At 53.1% G+C, this 19,062-nt stretch carries 17 protein-coding genes; 6 read left to right on the top strand and 11 right to left on the bottom strand.

What is annotated here, in order from left to right; genetic code table 11:
• Positions 1–7 precede the first annotated feature (7 nt).
• The 3 genes from FDX11_RS14755 to FDX11_RS14745 are packed head-to-tail and all read left to right on the top strand — an operon-like array spanning position 8 to position 2,210.
• Entirely contained in the window at positions 8–517 is a 510-nt protein-coding gene (locus tag FDX11_RS14755; RefSeq protein ID WP_042308308.1) for a GNAT family N-acetyltransferase, read from the top strand.
• 9 nt (positions 518–526) lie between these two features.
• Positions 527–1,453: an amino acid ABC transporter permease gene (locus FDX11_RS14750; protein ID WP_137398136.1), complete on the top strand. Its 927-nt coding sequence runs from the start codon at positions 527–529 to the stop codon at positions 1,451–1,453.
• Entirely contained in the window at positions 1,437–2,210 is a 774-nt protein-coding gene (locus tag FDX11_RS14745; RefSeq protein WP_042308310.1) for an amino acid ABC transporter ATP-binding protein, read from the top strand. Before FDX11_RS14750 ends, FDX11_RS14745 begins: the two co-directional genes overlap by 17 nt.
• A 35-nt stretch (positions 2,211–2,245) precedes the next feature.
• Here the strand turns inward: FDX11_RS14745 and FDX11_RS14740 are convergent, their stop codons facing one another.
• Both FDX11_RS14740 and FDX11_RS14735 read right to left on the bottom strand, forming a co-directional pair.
• Positions 2,246–3,235 carry a zinc-dependent alcohol dehydrogenase family protein gene (locus FDX11_RS14740; protein WP_137371551.1) on the bottom strand — a complete coding sequence of 330 codons (990 nt, stop codon included), beginning with the start codon at positions 3,233–3,235 and terminating at the stop codon, positions 2,246–2,248.
• A gap of 89 nt (positions 3,236–3,324) precedes the next feature.
• Entirely contained in the window at positions 3,325–4,254 is a 930-nt protein-coding gene (locus FDX11_RS14735; protein WP_137398135.1) for a LysR family transcriptional regulator, read from the bottom strand.
• A gap of 112 nt (positions 4,255–4,366) precedes the next feature.
• Here FDX11_RS14735 and FDX11_RS14730 point away from each other — a divergent pair, with 112 nt between their 5' ends.
• Entirely contained in the window at positions 4,367–4,984 is a 618-nt protein-coding gene (locus FDX11_RS14730; RefSeq protein ID WP_137398134.1) for a glutathione S-transferase family protein, read from the top strand.
• A 39-nt stretch (positions 4,985–5,023) separates the two neighbouring features.
• Positions 5,024–5,251, top strand: coding sequence for a tautomerase PptA (pptA, locus tag FDX11_RS14725; RefSeq protein ID WP_137398133.1), 228 nt, complete (start codon positions 5,024–5,026; stop codon positions 5,249–5,251).
• A 38-nt stretch (positions 5,252–5,289) separates the two neighbouring features.
• Here the strand turns inward: pptA and FDX11_RS14720 are convergent, their stop codons facing one another.
• Positions 5,290–7,266, bottom strand: coding sequence for an alkyl/aryl-sulfatase (locus FDX11_RS14720; protein WP_137398132.1), 1,977 nt, complete (start codon positions 7,264–7,266; stop codon positions 5,290–5,292).
• Between the two features lie 213 nt (positions 7,267–7,479).
• On the bottom strand, positions 7,480–8,052 hold the full coding sequence (locus FDX11_RS14715) for a flavin reductase family protein (protein WP_137398131.1): 573 nt from the start codon (positions 8,050–8,052) through the stop codon (positions 7,480–7,482).
• A gap of 157 nt (positions 8,053–8,209) precedes the next feature.
• Here FDX11_RS14715 and nhoA point away from each other — a divergent pair, with 157 nt between their 5' ends.
• Complete coding sequence (gene nhoA, locus FDX11_RS14710; RefSeq protein WP_061381316.1) at positions 8,210–9,055, top strand: N-hydroxyarylamine O-acetyltransferase; 846 nt, start codon at positions 8,210–8,212, stop codon at positions 9,053–9,055.
• Positions 9,056–9,114: 59 nt separating this feature from the next.
• Here nhoA and FDX11_RS14705 read toward each other — a convergent pair whose 3' ends face one another.
• The 7 genes from FDX11_RS14705 to FDX11_RS14675 form a co-directional block, all read right to left on the bottom strand.
• A complete protein-coding gene (locus FDX11_RS14705) occupies positions 9,115–10,008 on the bottom strand; it encodes a PhzF family isomerase (RefSeq protein WP_137398130.1) in 894 nt (297 codons plus the stop codon).
• Positions 10,009–10,112: 104 nt separating this feature from the next.
• Positions 10,113–10,793, bottom strand: a complete 681-nt coding sequence (narI, locus tag FDX11_RS14700; protein ID WP_038640663.1) for a respiratory nitrate reductase subunit gamma — start codon at positions 10,791–10,793, stop codon at positions 10,113–10,115.
• Positions 10,790–11,485: a nitrate reductase molybdenum cofactor assembly chaperone gene (narW, locus tag FDX11_RS14695; RefSeq protein ID WP_137398129.1), complete on the bottom strand. Its 696-nt coding sequence runs from the start codon at positions 11,483–11,485 to the stop codon at positions 10,790–10,792. The genes narI and narW overlap by 4 nt, the downstream gene beginning before the upstream one ends.
• On the bottom strand, positions 11,485–13,029 hold the full coding sequence (gene narH / locus FDX11_RS14690; RefSeq protein WP_137398128.1) for a nitrate reductase subunit beta: 1,545 nt from the start codon (positions 13,027–13,029) through the stop codon (positions 11,485–11,487). Before narH ends, narW begins: the two co-directional genes overlap by 1 nt.
• A complete protein-coding gene (locus tag FDX11_RS14685; protein WP_137398127.1) occupies positions 13,026–16,766 on the bottom strand; it encodes a nitrate reductase subunit alpha in 3,741 nt (1,246 codons plus the stop codon). The genes narH and FDX11_RS14685 overlap by 4 nt, the downstream gene beginning before the upstream one ends.
• Before the next feature lie 86 nt (positions 16,767–16,852).
• Positions 16,853–18,238 carry a NarK family nitrate/nitrite MFS transporter gene (locus tag FDX11_RS14680; protein WP_042308339.1) on the bottom strand — a complete coding sequence of 462 codons (1,386 nt, stop codon included), beginning with the start codon at positions 18,236–18,238 and terminating at the stop codon, positions 16,853–16,855.
• 211 nt (positions 18,239–18,449) lie between these two features.
• On the bottom strand, positions 18,450–19,028 hold the full coding sequence (locus FDX11_RS14675) for a TetR family transcriptional regulator (RefSeq protein ID WP_042308341.1): 579 nt from the start codon (positions 19,026–19,028) through the stop codon (positions 18,450–18,452).
• Between the last annotated feature and the right edge of the window lie 34 nt (positions 19,029–19,062).

Genomic DNA, 19,062 nt, shown 5'->3' with positions numbered 1-19,062 from the left:
GGTCATCGTGAGCGATCAATTTCGCGTGGTCTCACCTGAAGCCAGCGAGCTGCAACCCATTTTGAACGGTCTGTTTGGTGAATATGCCGCCCGCTATGGCGATTATTTTTCTCGCGACGCAGAGGTGGAACTGACCGAATGGTATCTGGCACCGCAGGGACTGTTTGTGGTCCTGGAGCGTGGCGGTGAGATTATCGCCACCGGAGCCTACAAACCTTACGACAAAGACACCGCCGAGATTAAGCGTATCTGGACGAAAAGCACGCTACGTCAGCAGGGACTGGCGGCGCGCGTGGTGCAGGAACTGGAGCGTCGGGCGCTGCTCGCGGGCTACAGCCGCATATATCTGACCACAGGATTTCGCCAGCCGGAGGCCGTCCGGCTGTATTTAAGTCAGGGCTACGATCCGCAATTTGATACGGCGCGGGATCCGGAAGAGTACAGCCAGCCGCCGTTTGATGGACGACTGCGCTTTACCAAACTGTTGACCATCGCCGGTCAGGCCAGAATAGCCTGAGGAGATAAAATGAAAACGACTGATAGCATTAAAGTCGTACCGGCGCGCTATCCTATGCGCACCGTGGGAGCGGTTGTTGCCTTGTTTGTCCTGGCGGTGATTATCCAGTCCGTGGCATTTAACCCGCGCTGGGAATGGGCCGTATTTGCCCGCTGGTTCTTTGATCCGGTTATCTTGTCCGGTCTCGGACAAACATTGTTGCTGACGCTTATCGGTACGCTGTTGAGTATTATCATCGGCGGTCTGCTGGCACTGGCGCGACTTTCATCTTCCTGGTTGCTGAACGGTCTGGCATGGGGATACATCTGGCTGTTTCGTTCATTACCGTTGATTGTGGTGCTAATCGTTCTGTACAACTTCTCCTATCTGTACGACACGTTGACGATTGGTATTCCGTTTACTCCCATTCAGTGGGGCAGTTTTGAGACCATCAATGTACTCGGCCAGTTTTCCACTGCGGTAGTCGGCCTGACGCTGGTGCAAAGCGCCTATACCGCTGAAATTATTCGTGGTGGATTTTTGGGGGTTGATCACGGTCAGTACGAGGCCGCTGCGGCGCTGGGCTTACCGGCATGGCGACGTACGCTGCGAATTATCCTGCCGCAGGCGCTGCGCACTATATTGCCTGCCGGGTTCAATGAAATCATCAGTCTGGCGAAAGGGACGGCGATGGTATACGTGCTGGCCATGCCGGAGTTGTTCTACACCATCCAGATGATCTACAACCGCACGCAGGAGGTGATCCCGCTGCTGATGGTCGGCGCGGTGTGGTATCTGGTGATTACCAGCGTCCTGTCGCTAATTCAGCACCTGGTCGAACGCGCGCTGGCACGTAGCGAACGACGTTCAGCGATCAATACCGCCCGGGTGAGTCGTGCAGAAAAACGCAGTCGTCAACGTCCACAGCAGGAGGCCGCCCATGTCCCACTCGCCTGAAGGCCATATTTCTATTACCGGCGTCAGCAAATACTTCGGCCGCCATAAAGCGTTGGATAACGTATCGCTGGAGATCCCGCCCGGTACGGTAACCGTTATTCTTGGCCCATCCGGTTCCGGGAAATCCACGCTTTTGCGGACAATCAACCATCTGGAGCGTGTGGATGAAGGGTTTATTCAAATCGATGGCGATTACATTGGTTATCGTCGGCAGGGAGATAAGCTGTATGAGCTGAAAGAGGCGGAAATTTTGCGCCAGCGCGTCAACGTCGGCTATGTGTTTCAGAACTTTAATCTATTCCCACACCTAACAGTGCTGGAGAATTTGATTGAAGCGCCCATTGCACACGGACTGGCATCGCGTAAAGCCGCCACCGAGCGGGCATTAACCCTGCTTGATGCGGTAGGGCTGCGTAATAAAGCCGATGCCTGGTCGCGTCACTTATCCGGCGGACAACAACAACGTATCGCCATTGCCCGTGCACTGGCATTAAATCCGCGCGTCATGCTGTTTGATGAACCCACGTCAGCGCTTGACCCCGAACTGGTGGGCGAAGTGCTGGATGTGATTAAAACGCTGGCGCAGTCGGGAACCACGCTGGTTGTGGTAACGCACGAGATTGGCTTCGCCCGGGAAGTGGCGGACCAGGTGGTGTTTATGGTCGATGGCAAAATTGTCGAGCAGGGCAGCAGCGAACAGGTGCTGAATCATCCACGCCACACGCGCACTCAGCAGTTTTTGTCGAAAGTGCTTTGATACACATTGCGGCACAAGGCTGTGCCGCACAGGGGTTATACAGTGACGACGATTTTGCCTACCTGACCGTTGGCTTCCATGTATTGATGTGCCTTGACGATATCATCAAAGGCAAAGGTTTTATCAATCAGCGGCTTGAGCTGCCCGGACTGCAATCCTTCAAAGATAAACCGTTTCGCTCGCGAAAGTTTTTCTGCGTCCGAGGTGATTTCAAAAATTTCATAACCACGGAAAGTCAAATGGCGACCGAGGATCTCAATGACCGGTATAGAAAGGTCGCGTGCATCAAGCGAGCCATATTGGAAAAAGATCCCACCGGCTGGCATTGCCTGGGCAATTTTTGCCACTCCCGGGCCACCGACCGGGTCGAAGACCACTCGGGTTCCTTTGCTATCAGTAATCCGTTGAATCTCAGCCACCAGATCCTGCTCCTGGCTTGCAATAACCTCTGCCGCGCCCAGTTGCAGTAGCTGAGCTCGTTTCTCACTGGTCCGCGTCATCGCAATAGGCTTTGCGCCGAGCATATTAGCAATCTGAATTGCCGCCAGTCCGACGCTACTGGAAGCAGCATTGATCAGCACATTATCTCCAGGTTTAATATCCGCATATTCAACCAGCGCACCAAATGCGGTCACATACATCATCCAACTGGCGGCAGCTTCGGCAAAGCTGAGGTTTTGCGGATGTTTTACGACCGCGTGTGCCGGGGCATTAACGACTTCTCCATACATACCATATTGATGAAAGCTGAAAGCCGGGATGACGCTAACATCATCGCCAGGTGCAAACTCACGTACGTTGTCTCCTACGGATTCAACGACTCCGGCAGCTTCATAACCCAACCGTGCCGGGAAATTAGGTTGGTAAATATACTGGCCTGTGCGGTACATAATCTCCGCACGGTTGATACCAATAGCCCGTACGCGGATCTGAACCTCATTCGCACCAGGCGCGGGAACCTGCATGTCCTGAATCTTCAAGACGTCAGCGCCACCAATTTGATTAAAAACTACGACCTTAGACATAGCGGACCTCAGTAAATTGTTCTGTATTGGGTCCGCACAATTTAACGATTCAGATGAGAGTGAAAAACCGCAGTTGCGGAACTTCACTATTACTGATTTTGTAATAATCCCTGAAGCCGCAGTTTTTGTTGGCTAAAAAGTTCGCACAGCCAGTCAATGAATACCCGCACCCGAGGGGCGAGATGACGTCTGTCCGGGTAAAGCACTGAAACCGGTTTTGATTCCCCGATGTAATCGGCCAGTACCTCAACGAGCTGACCCGACTGGAGGTAGGGGGCCAGCACGGCATGCACACCGCGGATGATGCCGAGCCCCGATAAACAGCCGGTCAGCAATATATCGGAGTTATCAACGCTTATCCGTCCGGTGGGCGTGAATGATAAAATTTCACCTCCGCTGATGAAGGTCCACTCCAGCGCTTCGCGGTGACGCTCGCTGAAAAAGTTAAGTGCCTGGTGTCGGGATAAATCCTCTGGCGTCTGCGGTACGCCATGTTGTTGCAAATAATCCGGTGACGCACAGGTCACCATCTTTACTTCACCAAGTCGCCTGGATATCAGGGAAGAGTCTTGTAACTCGCCGATACGGATCATGCAGTCGATACCTTCGGCAAGCATATCGATTCTACGGTCGGTGGAGGTGAGCACCATCTCGATATCAGGATACCGCGACTGGAAATCTTTCAGCGCAGGAACTAACACGGAGTGCGCCAGCGACAGAGGGGCATTAACCCTGAGTTTTCCGCGTGGCGGGCGAGTTGGCGAGAAAGAGGCCATGATGTCATCAACGTCACTGAGCAGTATTTTTGTGCGTTGATAAAAAGCGTCACCTTCATCGGTCAGCGACACTTTACGGGTTGTGCGGTTAAGCAACTTGGCCCCAAGCTCGTCTTCAAGGTGCTGGATGGCTTTGGTCACTGCGGGGCGATGCAGGTGTAACACGTCTGCAGCTCTGGCAAATCCCCCTTGCTCAACAACTTGTATAAAAATGGACATGTATTCAAACATACTCGAACGCATCGCTTATTATCTCCCGGTATCCGATCATTGTTATTATGAGAGTAATAATCATGTCTGCATAGGTTGTTGAATGCTGCTCTACACTTAGGGTTTTAACGTTGAGGGTTGCAGCATGATTAAGGTCTATGGGGTGCCGGGCTGGGGATCGGCCATCAGTGAAGTGATGCTCACACTGGCGGAGATCCCTTACAGTTTTATTAATGTCGACGGCTTTGATAGCGATGGTCCTTCGCGGGAACTGCTTAAGACAATGAATCCGCTATGCCAGGTGCCCACACTGGTACTGGAAAATGGCGAAGTCATGACGGAAACGGCGGCGATCGCCTTGATGATCCTCGATCGTTGTCCAGAACTTTCGCCCTCCGTTGGGAGCAGCGAGCGTCAGCAGTTCCAGCGTCTGTTGATATGGCTGGTGGCAAATGTCTATCCCACGTTTACCTATGCCGATTATCCTGAACGCTGGGTGCCGGATGCTCCGGCGCAGTTGAAAAAAAATTGTATTGAGTATCGAAAATCTCTCTATATGTGGTTGAATAACCAGCTAAGCGCCGAGCCGTACGCGCTCGGAGAGCAGTTAACCTTGCTGGACGTTTATATTTGCGTGATGCGTAGCTGGGGGCCAGGACATGACTGGTTCCAGGACAATACGCCGAATATTAGCGCCATCGCCGATGCGGTTTGTCAGCATCCGAGGCTACGTACTGTGCTGAAAAACAATAAGATTATTTGAGAAAACACGCTTTCTGACCAAAACAATAAGGAACCTGCTATGCCGCACGTTGATATTAAATGTTTTCCCCGCGATCTGAGCGACGAGCAAAAATCCGCGCTGGCGGCGGATATTACCGAAGTCATTATTCGTCATTTGCAAAGCAAAGACAGCTCGGTAAGCGTGGCGCTGAATGAAGTTGAGCCAGAGGCGTGGCAGGGCGTGTGGGATGCGGAGATTAAGCCGCAGATGGCAACGTTAATTAAAAAACCTGGCTACAGCATGTGAAATAAAACGGGCGAATTTTCCGCCCGTTTTCAACAGGTTTACGGTGTAACGATGTTAAACCAGAATTCGAACTTATCCATATAGCCGAGCATAGCGTCAAGTTTAGCGCCGTCGCCGGTTATCTTCACGTCACCGCTGTCTTGAGCCTGTTTCAGCGTCACTTCCTTAAGAATGATTTTATTGAGCGTGTCGCGATTCAGCGTGATCGTGGCGTCAGCCTCTTTTCCCTCGGCATTGGCGGTATGGTTTAGCACGCCATTTTCCAGCTCAAGCTTGTATTTACCGCCGTCGCTGCCAAGGTCGATGTTAAACACCGATTTGGCATCACCTGCTTTCTGCCCGTTAATATGTACCGCCAGATAGTCGAAGAACATTTCCGGCGTCATGGCGCGTACGGTATCCGGGCTGGCGGTGTTCGGGGTTGGGCCTTTAACCACACCATTACGCAGCTCTTGCGCACCGGTCAGGTAGAAATTGCGCCACGGGCCGGATTCAGCCTGGTATCCTAGCTGTTCCAGCGCATCAGCTTCCAGATTGCGCGCGGCCTGGTTATTGGGATCGGCAAACACCACTTTGCTCACCACCTGAGCCACCCAGCGATAGTTACCCTGGTCATAGTCGGCTTTCGCTTTCTGCAGAATGGCATCCGCTCCACCCATATAGTCGACGAATTTCTTCGCGGCTTCTTCCGGCGGCAGTTCATCCAGCGTTGCCGGGTTGCCATCAAACCAGCCGAGATAGAGCACATAGGTCGCTTTCACATCATGACTGATGGAACCATAGTAGCCGCGGTTAGCCCAGGTATGCGCCAGCGAGTCCGGCAGTTTAAAGTTCGCGGCGATTTCATCGCGGGTCAGACCTTCGTTAGCCATGCGCAGCGTCTGGTCGTTAATGTAACGATACAGATCCCGCTGACTTTTCAGCAGGTTCACGACTTTGTCATTACCCCAGGTTGGCCAGTGGTGCTGCGCCATCAGGATTTCTGCTTTATCTCCCCAGCGTACAATCGCTTCGTTGATGTATTTGGACCAGGGCAACGGCTCACGAATTTTGGCCCCGCGCAGGGAGTAGGTGTTGTGCAGGGTGTGAGTGACGTCTTCAGCAGACTCAATCAGTTTCTTCTCTTCGATGTACCACAGCATTTCCGAAGGCGCTTCGGAGCCTGGGGCCAACATGAAGTCATAGGTCAGGCCATCAATGACCTCTTTTTGCCCGTCTTTTTCAATTATATTGGTTGGCGCAATCAGGGTGACGGTTCCCGCGGAGGTTGTGGTTCCCAGTCCGGCACCAACCTGACCTTTGGCATCAGGTTTTAGTAGATTGCCGTACATATAGCTCGCGCGACGGCTCATAACGTTGCCGGCCATGATATTCTCAGCCACCGCCGCCTCCATAAAGCCGGCAGGTGCATAAATCTTAACTTTGCCCGCTTTAACATCTGCTTCGTCAACAACGCCGCGTACGCCGCCGTAATGATCAACGTGGCTGTGTGTATAAATCACCGCGACAACGGGTTTTTGACCGCGGTTTTTAAAGTAAAGATCCATCCCGACTTTGGCCGTTTCTGCTGATACCAGCGGGTCAACAACGGTGACGCCTTCTTTACCTTCAATGATCGTCATGTTGGACAGATCGAGGTTACGGATCTGGTAAACGCCTTCCGTCACTTCAAACAGTCCGCTGATGTTGATCAACTGGGACTGACGCCACAGGCTCGGGTTTACCGTATCCGGGGCTTTATCACCTTCTTTAATGAACGCATATTGTTGCGGATTCCAGATGACATTTCCTTGCTCACCTTTGATCACATCCTGAGGAATAGGGGCGATGAAGCCTTTATGAGCATCGGTAAAGTCGGTGTTATCGGAGAAGGGCAGTTGGTTGTAGAGCGCATTGTTCGCTTGTTGCGTGGCAGCGGTTGCGTCTTTTGGCGCTTCAGCGGCAATCAGGGGAGCAGAGGCAGAGGTGAGTAACCCGGCAAGGATAAAACTTTGTGCGATTCTATTCAGTTGCATCGTAAAACCTCTCTGACACTTTATAAGTACAGTTGGGGGATGCTGCTTTGACTGATTCGGTTTGGAATAGATATTTGAGTTAGAGCAAGATTAACTATAATTCACACAAATGATTCAGCAAGGAAGGACAGCGATTCATCCGACTGGTTTTTCAGAAGTTTTAAGAACACGGCGAGGGATGGAAAGCATGAGCTGCCATCCGTTAGCAGACAATTATTCACCTGCGGTAATGCGTCTTCCGCTGGAGACAAACGTTCCGCCCCCGAGGTGATGCAGGGTAGTGAGCTGGTCATCATCAAACTGCCACCGTCCTTCCACGAAGGCTCTCTCATCAGCGGCCGCCGAGACCACTTCCCCAAACAGGGTGTCATACTTTTCCTGCGCCGCCGTTGCAGGCAGTAGACGGCATTCCATCCAGGCCAGGCATTTTGCTTCTATGAGCGGTAAACCCAGCACCGGTCCTTGCACCACAGGAATGCCGTAGCAGTTGAATTTATCTTCCACACGGCCGGAAACGCTGCCAACGGCCCAGGTCCAGTTGGCGGCGGCAACTCCCGGAATAACGATGCCAAACATGCCGCTGCGTTCAATTAGCTCACGTGACCAGGCTGTCTTGTCGACAACAATCGCGATACGCGGTGGTTCAAACTCAACGGGCATCGACCATGCTGCAGCCATCACGTTCCGCCGCTCTGTATGATCGTCTCGACTGGTGATTAAAATGGTCGGGCCGTGATTTAGCAGTCGGCTGGCATGTTTTAATTCGAGAGGACGAAAATGGCTCATGGATGCTCCTTGGCTGAGAGATAACACACCACAATTAACTTAGATATTAACGGTATTAGCGATTTTGTCGCCTCGTGAGGAAGAACAACGCACAAAATCGAGGGCGTAAAATTAAAAATGCGTTATAAGTACAACATTACACAAACAGGAAGCTGGTATGACGCCTTTTTTAAACGCTTATTTTGCCCGTATTGGCTGGTCAGGTTCGGCCAACGCCAACATTGAAACCCTGCGAGCGCTGCATTTACTGCACAACAGCGCCATTCCTTTTGAAAATCTCGATGTGCTGCTGCCACGCGAAATGCAACTCGACGACGCATCGCTGGAAGAGAAGCTAGTGACGGCGCGTCGCGGCGGTTATTGTTTTGAGCAAAATGGGTTATTTGAGCGGGCGCTCCGCGAAATCGGTTTTACCGTCCGCAGTTTACTTGGACGTGTGGTGCTGGCAAATCCGTCAAGCCTACCGCCACGCACGCATCGTCTGCTGCTGGTTGAGCTACAGGGAGAACAGTGGATCGCTGACGTCGGATTTGGTGGGCAAACGCTGACCGCACCGATTCGTCTGCAGGCAGATGTTGCACAGCACACACCACACGGGGAGTATCGTCTGATTCAGGACGGTGAAGACTGGATTTTGCAGTTCCGTCATCACGAACACTGGCAATCAATGTACCGTTTTGACCTGGTTATGCAGCATCAGAGCGATTATCTGATGGGCAACTTCTGGTCGGCGCATTGGCCGCAGTCGCATTTTCGTCATCATCTGCTGATGTGTCGTCATCTGCCAGACGGCGGTAAATTTACGTTAACCAATTTTCATTTTACCCATTATCAGGATGGCCATGCGGTAGAGCAGATTAATCTGCCCGACGTCGCCAGCCTTTACGCCTTATTGCAGGCGCGGTTTGGATTGGGCGTGGATGATGTGAAGCATGGATTTACTGAAGCAGAATTGGCGACGGTAATGGCGGCGTTTGATACGCACCCGGAAGCAGGGAAATAACGCCATCGGGAATAGTGCCGGATGCGGCGTAATCGCTATATCCGGCCCACAGGAATAGATTAAAAATCAATCGCCCACTCTGCGTGAAACAGGATTACCGCCGAACCGGTAATGGTGACTTTTTCCGGCTGGTTATCACGAATAGTGACCGTCACATCAACTATACCGTCACGACCCAGCGCGCGGCCCTGATGCCCCTGAACACGTAACGTTTTGCCATCATGCGCCATCAGCCGGTGGTGAACCAGCCACGCGCCCATCGGCCCGTTGGCATTGCCCGTGACTGGATCTTCCACAATACCAATGGCAGGCGAAAACATGCGGCCGTCGGTAGCGTTTTCGCCCGGACGGATTTGAAAAGGGAAGAAACCGTTACAGCCAATTTGTTGGCTGATTGTCGCCAGCGCCTGCAAATCTGGGGAAAGGGCGTCCAGGTCTACCTCAGGCTTTAGCGGAATCATCACTTTCGAATGGCCGGTGGTGGCAACCTGGATCGGCAGCCTTGGCTGCATATCGTCTTCGCTCAGATGCAGCGCGTGGATAATTGCAGTACGAACAGCGCCTTCCAGCGGAGGCTCAAATCCAGGTATTCCTTGCTCAAGGCTAATACGATAGTCATCCCCGATGGCTTCGATATCCACCCGATGACGTCCGGCCAGCGAGGTTTGCCAGACGGTAGTGTTGCCCAGCCCCAGCACATTGGCCCGCACATAGTGCGCCGCGACGGTAGCATGTCCACAGATGGGGACTTCGACCGTCGGCGTGAAATAGCGGATGTGTACATCGCTCTCGTTGCTGGTCAGCAGGAATGCGGTTTCCGAATGACGCAGCTCGCGGGCAATCAGCTGCATCTGCGCTTCGCTCAGTCCGTCAGCATGCAGCACCACTCCCGCTGAATTGCCGCGAAAGGGGACCGAGGTAAAGGCATCGACGTGGTAAACCTGTGGTTTCATTAGCGTTCTCCCTGGGATGGAGAAGCATCATAGCGTGCAAAATGCCGGATGGCGACGCCCTGCGTCTTATCCGGTCTACGGACCGGATAAGACATCAGAGACAATTAGCGGCGCGAGCGCACAATTTGATAGCGGCGGGTGAAGTACTCAAACGGCGCACTCCACACGTGGACCAGACGTGTGAACGGAAACAGTAAGAATATTGTCATGCCTAACACCAGATGAGCACGGAATATCGGCGCCACGCCATCCAGATGCGCAGATGCGCCGCCCTGGAAAGTCACCACCGACTGCGCCCAACCGACCAGTTTCAGCATTTCACTACCGTCAGGATGTTGTGCGGAGAACGGAATAGTGGTTAAACCGAGAATGCATTGAACCAGCAGTATGCACAGGATCAGAATATCGGCGGTGGATGATGTTGCGCGAATGCGTGGATTAGTCAGGCGGCGCACCAGCAAACCCGCGCCCCCAACCAGCGTTAACACGCCGCAGACACCGCCGAGAATCATTGCCATTTGCTGTTTCACCGCAATCGGCAGGAACCAGGCGTACATCCAGTGCGGGGTCAACATGCCAAACAGGTGACCGAAAAAAATCCCCAGAATGCCGATATGGAACAAGTTTGACCATAATACCATACCGCGTTTGTCCAGCATTTGGCTGGAAGAGGCGCGCCAGGTGTATTGCCCGTAGTCGTATCGCAACCAACTACCGAGGATAAACACCGTGCCGCACAGATACGGGTAGATATCGTAAAAGAAGACGTTCAGATACTGTATCATTTCGGACCTCCCGCGCTGACGTCGACATACTGCGGCGCCACGTCCTGGCTAAAGCGTCGTTGATAGTTTTGTAACGGTGAACTTTCACAAGCGGTGGCGTTATCTTCGATAAACTTCACCTGTTCCTCTTCCCAGACTGCATCCAGCGCCTGACGGGTATCGTCACGTGTTTCTGCGGCAACCTGTTTGGTGACGCTGTCACTTGAAAGGGAGCTTCCGGCAAGCAGCAGCAGGGCATCAAACAACTGATACCACGGCGTATCGCGCTGTTTTAAACGACCGCCAAGCAGCGCCAGAATGGGGGCGACATTCTGTAATCCTTCTTTAGCCTGGGCCTCCGGCAGCACGCTTAAATACTCCAGATACAACGGTAGATGATCCGGCAGCTCGCGGCAGTTAAGCTGGAGCCCGACCTTTTCATACTGCGCCAGCAGATCAACCATCGCCTGGCCGCGGTCACGCGACTCGGCATGGACATGTTCGAATAGCAACAGTGAGGTGGCACGCCCCCGATCAAACACCTCACACCATTCGGCTTGCTTATCCAGTAATGGGGCATTGAGTAGTCCCCGGCTAAATTCGGTAAGCATTGGGGCATCGCTGGACACCAGCGCCAGCGCGTCGTCTTTACACTCCCACAGCAATTCGTCCGGATATTCCAGCAGCAGTCCGATAATCTTCAGGATTTGCATTATTCACCCTCCGCTTTATCGCGCACTTCGGTGATGTCGATGGCATCAATACGGCTGCTATTAAACAGGTTGAATTTGGTATCCGAACCGTGACAGCCGTCGCCAAAGGTGAAACCACAACCGTTTTTCTCCGGGAAAGCGTCGCGCGCCATTTCACGGTGGCTGGTCGGGATCACGAAGCGGTCTTCATAGTTGGCGATAGCCAGATAGCGATACATCTCCTCGACTTGTTCAACCGTAAGACCGACTTCCTCAATGGCGCGGGTATCCGTCACGCCTTCGACGGTTTGTGAGCGCATATAGTGTCGCATCGCCATCATACGTTTCAACGCGCGCAATACCGGACCGGTATCGCCAGCACTGAGCATGTTGGCGAGGTACTGTACCGGGATACGTAGTGATTCCACCGCCGGCAAAATGTTGCCATTGTGCGGTAGGCCACCGGCATCAGCCACCGACTGAATCGGTGACAACGGCGGCACATACCAGACCATTGGCAGGGTGCGATACTCAGGGTGTAACGGCAGCGCCAGCTTCCAGTCCATTGCCATTTTGTAGACTGGCGAACGTTGGGCGGCGTCGATAACATTCTGCGAAATGCCTTGTTTTAACGCCTCTTCGATAACTGCCGGATCGTGCGGATTGAGGAACACATCGCACTGACGTTCATACAGATCGGTCTCATGCTCGGTGCTGGCCGCTTCCTCAATGCGGTCGGCGTCGTACAGCAATACGCCGAGATAGCGGATGCGCCCGACGCAGGTTTCCGAACATACCGTCGGCTGGCCGGATTCAATACGCGGGTAGCAGAAAATGCACTTCTCTGACTTACCGCTCTTCCAGTTAAAATAGATTTTCTTGTACGGACAGCCGCTGATGCACAAGCGCCAGCCGCGGCATTTGTCCTGGTCGATCAGCACAATGCCGTCTTCTTCACGCTTATAGATGGCACCGCTCGGGCAGGTAGCGACACAGCTTGGGTTCAGGCAGTGTTCACAAAGTCGCGGCAAATACATCATGAAGGTGTTTTCGAACTGACCGTACATCTCCTTCTGCATTTTCTCGAAGTTACGGTCACGGGCGCGTTTTGAGAATTCGCCGCCGAGCAGTTCTTCCCAGTTGGGGCCCCAGATAATCTTGTCCATCCGTTTGCCGTCAATCAACGAACGTGGACGCGCAGTGGGCTGGTTTTTGCTTTCCGGTGCGCTATGCAGATGTTGGTAATCATAGGTAAACGGTTCATAGTAATCATCGATTTGCGGGATCACCGGGTTGGCGAAAATTTTGGTAATCACCCCCATCTTGCCGCCCAGACGCGGTCTTATCTTGCCGTTAACATCGCGAACCCAGCCGCCTTGCCACTCCTCCTGATCTTCCCAATTTTTCGGATAACCAATCCCTGGTTTGGTCTCGACGTTGTTAAACCATGCATATTCCATCCCTTCGCGCCCGGTCCAGACGTTTTTACAGGTGACGGAGCAGGTGTGGCAGCCGATACACTTGTCCAGATTAAGAACCATGCCTACCTGTGAGCGTATTTTCATTTTTTCGCCTCCTGTACCTGATCGCGACCTTCATCATCCAGCCAGTTAATATTTTTCATTTTTCTAATCATGATGAACTCATCGCGGTTAGAGCCGACCGTGCCGTAATAGTTGAAGCTGTATGCCAGTTGCGCATAGCCGCCGATCATATGCGTCGGTTTTGGGCAGACGCGGGTGACCGAGTTATGGATCCCGCCACGCATCCCGGTGACTTCTGAGCCGGGAATGTTCATGATTCGCTCCTGAGCGTGATACATCATGGTCATTCCCGGTGGCACGCGCTGACTCACTACCGCACGGGCGGTAAGCGCGCCATTGGCGTTAAAGGCTTCGATCCAGTCGTTATCTTCAATACCCAACTCTTTGGCATCGGTCTCGCTGATCCAGACGATGGGGCCGCCGCGCGACAGCGTCAGCATCAGCAGGTTTTCGCTGTAGGTAGAGTGGATGCCCCATTTCTGATGCGGCGTCAGAAAGTTGAGCGCCTTTTCCGGGAAGCCGTTTGGTGGAACTTCACGCATTTCGCTGACGCTGCGGGTATCAATTGGCGGACGGTAGGCCACCAGGCTTTCACCAAATGCACGCATCCACGCGTGATCCTGATACAACTGCTGGCGACCGGACAGGGTGCGCCATGGGATCAGCTCGTGGACGTTGGTATAGCCTGCGTTATAGGAGACATGTTCGCTTTCAAGACCGGACCAGGTAGGGCTGGAGATAATTTTGCGCGGCTGCGCCTGAATATCGCGAAAACGGATCTTCTCATCTTCTTTGTTCAACGCCAGATGCGTATGGTCGCGTCCGGTCATCGCCCCCAGCGCTTCCCAGGCTTTGACCGCCACCTGACCATTGGTTTCCGGCGCCAGGGCGAGGATCACCTCCGACGCATCCAGTGCGGTGTCAATCAGCGGTCGGCCTTTTGCCGGGCCTTCGCGCTTGGTGTAGTTCAGCTTGCCGAGGAAATCGACTTCCGCCTGGGTATTCCAGGAGATACCTTTGCCACCGTTTCCGAGTTTGTCCATTAGCGGGCCGAGCGAGGTAAAACGTTCGTAGGTGGCAGGGTAGTCACGCTCAACGACAGCAATATTAGGCGCAGTTTTTCCTGGAACAAGATCGCATTCGCCTTTGCGCCAGTCGAGGATGTCAAACGGCTGCGCCAGTTCTGCTGGTGAGTCGTGTTGCAGCGGTTGCAGGACGACATCTGTTTCTTGCCCAAGGTGCCCGACACAGACCTCCGAGAACACTTTGGCGATGCCTTTATAAATTTCCCAGTCGCTCTTCGATTCCCACGCCGGATCGACCGCCGCTGACAGCGGGTGAATAAACGGATGCATATCCGAGGTGTTCATATCGTCTTTTTCATACCAGGTCGCGGTCGGCAGAACGATATCGGAGAACAGACAGGTGCTCGACATACGGAAATCGAGCGTGACCAGCAGATCAAGCTTGCCTTCAATCGCCGCGGACTGCCATTCCACCTCTTCAGGTTTAATGCCATCGCTTGAACCAAGCGCTTCTCCCTGGATCCCGCTTTCGGTACCCACTAAATACTTGAGCATGTATTCATGCCCTTTACCGGAGGAGCCGAGCAGGTTAGAGCGCCAGACAAAAAGGTTTCGCGGATGGTTGTGGCCGCTGTCCGGCTGCTCGCAGGCAAAACGGATATCACCCGATTTCAGCGCTTGTGCGGTGTATTCCACAGGAGACAAGCCAGCCAGCTCAGCCTTCGCTTTCACGGTCAATGGGTTGAGGTTAAGCTGCGGGGCGGACGGCAGCCAGCCCATTCTTTCGGCGCGTACGTTAAAATCAATCAAATGTCCGCTAAACTTCGACGCATCGGCCAGTGGAGAGAGGAGTTCCTGAGCGGTGAGTTTTTCATAACGCCACTGGCTGGAGTGGTTGTAGAAAAACGAAGTGCTGTTCATCTGACGCGGTGGACGGTTCCAGTCCAATGCAAAGGCCAGCGGCAACCAACCGGTTTGCGGACGCAGTTTCTCCTGCCCCACATAGTGCGCCCAGCCTCCGCCGCTTTGTCCCACGCAACCACAGAACACCAGAATGTTAATCATCCCACGGTAGTTCATATCCATGTGATACCAGTGGTTGACGCCAGCCCCGAGAATGATCATCGAACGGCCATGCGTTTTATGCGCCGTATCGGCAAACTCGCGGGCGATTTGTTCGATATGTCGGCGTGGCACGCCGGTAATTTGCTCGCCCCAGGCCGGAGTGTAGGCTTTCACTTCGCTGTAATCTTGTGCGCTATGAACGTCATCCAGACCACGATCGAGGCCGTAATTCGCCAATACCAGATCATAGACGCTCACCACCGGGCAACGGCTGCCATCGGCGAGGGTGAGACGTTTTACCGGAAGTTGCCGTACCAGCACAGGTTCTTGTTTGACGCTGCGAAAATGGGGGTTTTCGTTGCCGCCAAAGTAGGGGAATGCTACCCCTGCCACTTCATCATGCTGACCCAGCAACGAGAGGGAAAGTTCTGTTTCTGCCCCAGCGGCCAACGACTCGAGGTTCCATTTGCCTGTTTCACCCCAGCGAAAGCCGATGGAGCCGTTCGGCACGACCAGCTCACCTTCACTGTTAAAGGCCACGGTTTTCCACTCCGGATTGTTGCTTTCGCCGAGACCATCGACAAGGTCTGAGGCGCGCATCATACGTCCAGGCACGTAGCTGCCATCTTCCCGGGTATCCAGTAAAACCAGCATCGGCATGTCGGTATAGCGTCGACAGTAATTGAGGAAATAATCGCTGGGATTGTCGAGGTGGAACTCTTTCAGGATGACGTGGCCCATCGCCATCGCCAGCGCGCTGTCGGTCCCTTGCTTAGGTGCCAGCCACTGATCGCACAGTTTGGCGACTTCCGAGTAGTCGGGCGTAATGGCAATCGTCTTGGTGCCTTTGTAGCGCACTTCAGTAAAAAAGTGCGCGTCCGGCGTACGGGTCTGCGGGACGTTAGATCCCCAGGCGATGATATAACTGGAGTTATACCAGTCGGCGGATTCAGGAACATCAGTCTGCTCGCCCCAGGTCATTGGTGAGGCGGGCGGTAAGTCGCAGTACCAGTCATAGAAACTCAGGCAGGTGCCGCCAAGAAGGGAAAGATAACGCGTGCCTGCGGCATAGGAGACCATCGACATCGCAGGGATTGGGGAGAAGCCGGCCACGCGATCCGGGCCGTAGGTCTTCACCGTCCAGACGTTGGCGGCAGCAATCAGCTGATTAAGTTCTTTCCAGTTGGAACGGATGAAACCACCGCGACCGCGTACCCGCTTGTAGCTCTGGCATTTTTGTGGGTCGTTCATAATCGATTCCCAGGCCAGCACCGGGTCGGACTGGCGGGTCAGGGCGTCGCGCCACAGTTCGATCAAGCGTTTACGCACTAACGGATATTTCAGGCGGTTGGCGCTGTAAAGATACCAGGAGTAGCTGGCGCCGCGCGGACAGCCGCGGGGTTCATGGTTAGGCAGGTCAGGTCGGGTACGCGGGTAGTCAGTTTGCTGTGTTTCCCAGGTTACCAGTCCGTTTTTGACGTAGATTTTCCAGCTACATGAGCCGGTACAGTTCACGCCGTGGGTAGAACGCACAATTTTATCGAACTGCCAGCGTTGGCGATAACTGTCTTCCCAGTCCCGGTTGGTGTGCATCACTTGCCCATGCCCCTCGGCAAACGTATCGCCCTTTTGTTTAAAGTAGCGAAAGCGATCTAACAGTTTACTCATGACATAACTCCTGCTTCGATAATATTGCCGACGGTGAATCGCACACCAGGCCTGCCTGAATGTCCGATCCTGCGGTATCCATTTCGTTATTTTTTTTGTGATTTACGGCCATAGACCAGCCAGGTCACCAGCACACAGACGATGTAAAACACCAAAAATATTTTCATAGCCCCCACCGGAGAGCCGGTAAGCGCCAGGGATGAACCAAACGCTTTAGGGATGAAGAAGCCCCCCACAGCGCCAATGGCAGAGATGAATCCAAGCGCTGCAGCGGTGTCGGTTACCGCTTCACGCTGAGCCTGTTCCTCTGTGCCACCGCGCAGTTTCACCCGGTAAATCGTGATTTTGCGAAAGATCACCGCAATCATCTGGAAGGTCGACCCGCTTCCCAGACCCGCGGTCAGGAACAGCCCCATAAACACCAGATAGAAGGCGACAAAGTTTCCTTCACCTGAGCCCGGCAGAGTAAGAAACAGCAGGGCGCTGAACAGTGCCATAAAGATGAAGTTAATTAACGTGACGCGTACACCGCCGAACTTGTCAGAGATAACGCCGCCCGCCGATCGCGCAAGCGCGCCGATGAAGGGGCCGAAGAATGCCAGTTGCAGAATATTCACGTCAGGAAATTGGGTTTTCGCCAGCATGGCAAAACCAGCCGAAAAGCCGATAAATGACCCGAAAGTCGCGAGATACAGCAGGCTTAACAGCCACAAGTGAAAACGCTTGAGGACCGGTAGCTGGGAAGCAATAGAAGCCTTCGAACTGGCAATATCATTCATTCCCATGCCTGCCGCCAGGGTGGCTATCAGCAGAAGTGGAACCCAAATCCATGCGGCATTGGCCAGCGACAGTAATGAGCCGTCAGCTTGCGGTACGCTCTGGATACCCAAAAAGGTAAATATGGGCAGAAAAATCACCAGCGGCGCGATTAGCTGCATCACGCTGACGCCGAGGTTGCCAAGGCCGCCGTTAACCCCCAACGCACTGCCTTGCTTTGCTTTGGGGAAGAAAAAGCTGATGTTGCCCATGCTGGAGGCAAAGTTAGCGCCAGCAAAACCGCACATCAGCGCAATAATAATAAATACTCCAAACGGAGTAGCGGTATTTTGCACGGCAAATCCCAGCCAGACGCAGGGAATAACCAGAATAATCGTGCTAAAAATGGTCCAACGGCGACCGCCAAATATAGGTACCATAAAGGAGTAGGGGACGCGCAATATTGCCCCAGAAAGGGAGGGTAATGCCGTTAATAAAAACAGTTGATCGGTGGTGAAATTAAAACCAATTTTATTCAGATTGACGGCTACGGCGCTAAACAGCATCCAGACGCAGAAGGCAAGTAAAAGGCAACTTACTGATATCCAAAGATTTCTACGGGCAATGTGCTTGCCTTTATTTTCCCAAAAGGCGGGGTTTTCTGGTTTCCAGTCAGTCAAAAGATAACGATTATTTTTCTCATTTGATGATGACATATTATTCTCCATGCACATGCCGTTCATGAAAAAGAAATAAACGCATACAGGCCGCGCGGCTTCTTTTTAGAAACTATTGAAAGGTTTTGGGAATATTGACTGAAAGAATAGATAAAAAAGTGCAATAACGCGGGATGAGGGGAGAATTACATGTTGGTTAAGTGTTACTAATTGTAAACTTAAAAGAGGTATTGTTTATTCATCTATAACATCAACTAAATAACTCCAGCGTAATCATACGATCCAGGTGGCGATCGAAAGCAGGATCGGCCATTTCCTCGATGCCCAACATATACATACCATCCAGGCCGCACACCAGTGCGATTAAACGCCATGCGACGTCGGCGGCATCTGGGGTGGATGAAAACTCACCGGCTTTCTGTCCCTGAATGATGATATTGGCCGTTTCCTCATGCCACATCCGCATGGTTAGCAGATAGGCGCTTTTGATTTCTGGATCTTTACCGGCTACAACCTGCGCTTCACGCCACAGCTTAATATAGGGTTCGAAGCCGCCATCTTCACTGCCCAGCATGGCATGCAGTCGCTCACGGAAGCTGGCATCCTCACTGACCAGTTCCGCATCAAGCAGGGTACGGATCAGGCGCACAAAAGCCTGAGACTTGAGTTCACCGGCAGAGGTAAAGTGATGATGCACCTGGCCCGTCGCCACGTGGGCTTCCGCCGCTATACGTCGTACGGTCATGGCAGTAAACCCTTCTTCCAGCGCAACGCGCATTGCCGCTTGCAGAATCACTTCCCGACGTTCATCCCGATTCAGATAGCTCATCATTCCTCCTGTATCTCAATAGCACGCAGTCTAA

Source organism: Citrobacter sp. wls714, assembly GCF_005281025.1.
GTDB classification, from domain to species: domain Bacteria; phylum Pseudomonadota; class Gammaproteobacteria; order Enterobacterales; family Enterobacteriaceae; genus Citrobacter; species Citrobacter werkmanii.
Note: the sequence above shows the minus strand (reverse complement) of the source record. Positions and strands in the feature narration are given on the sequence as shown.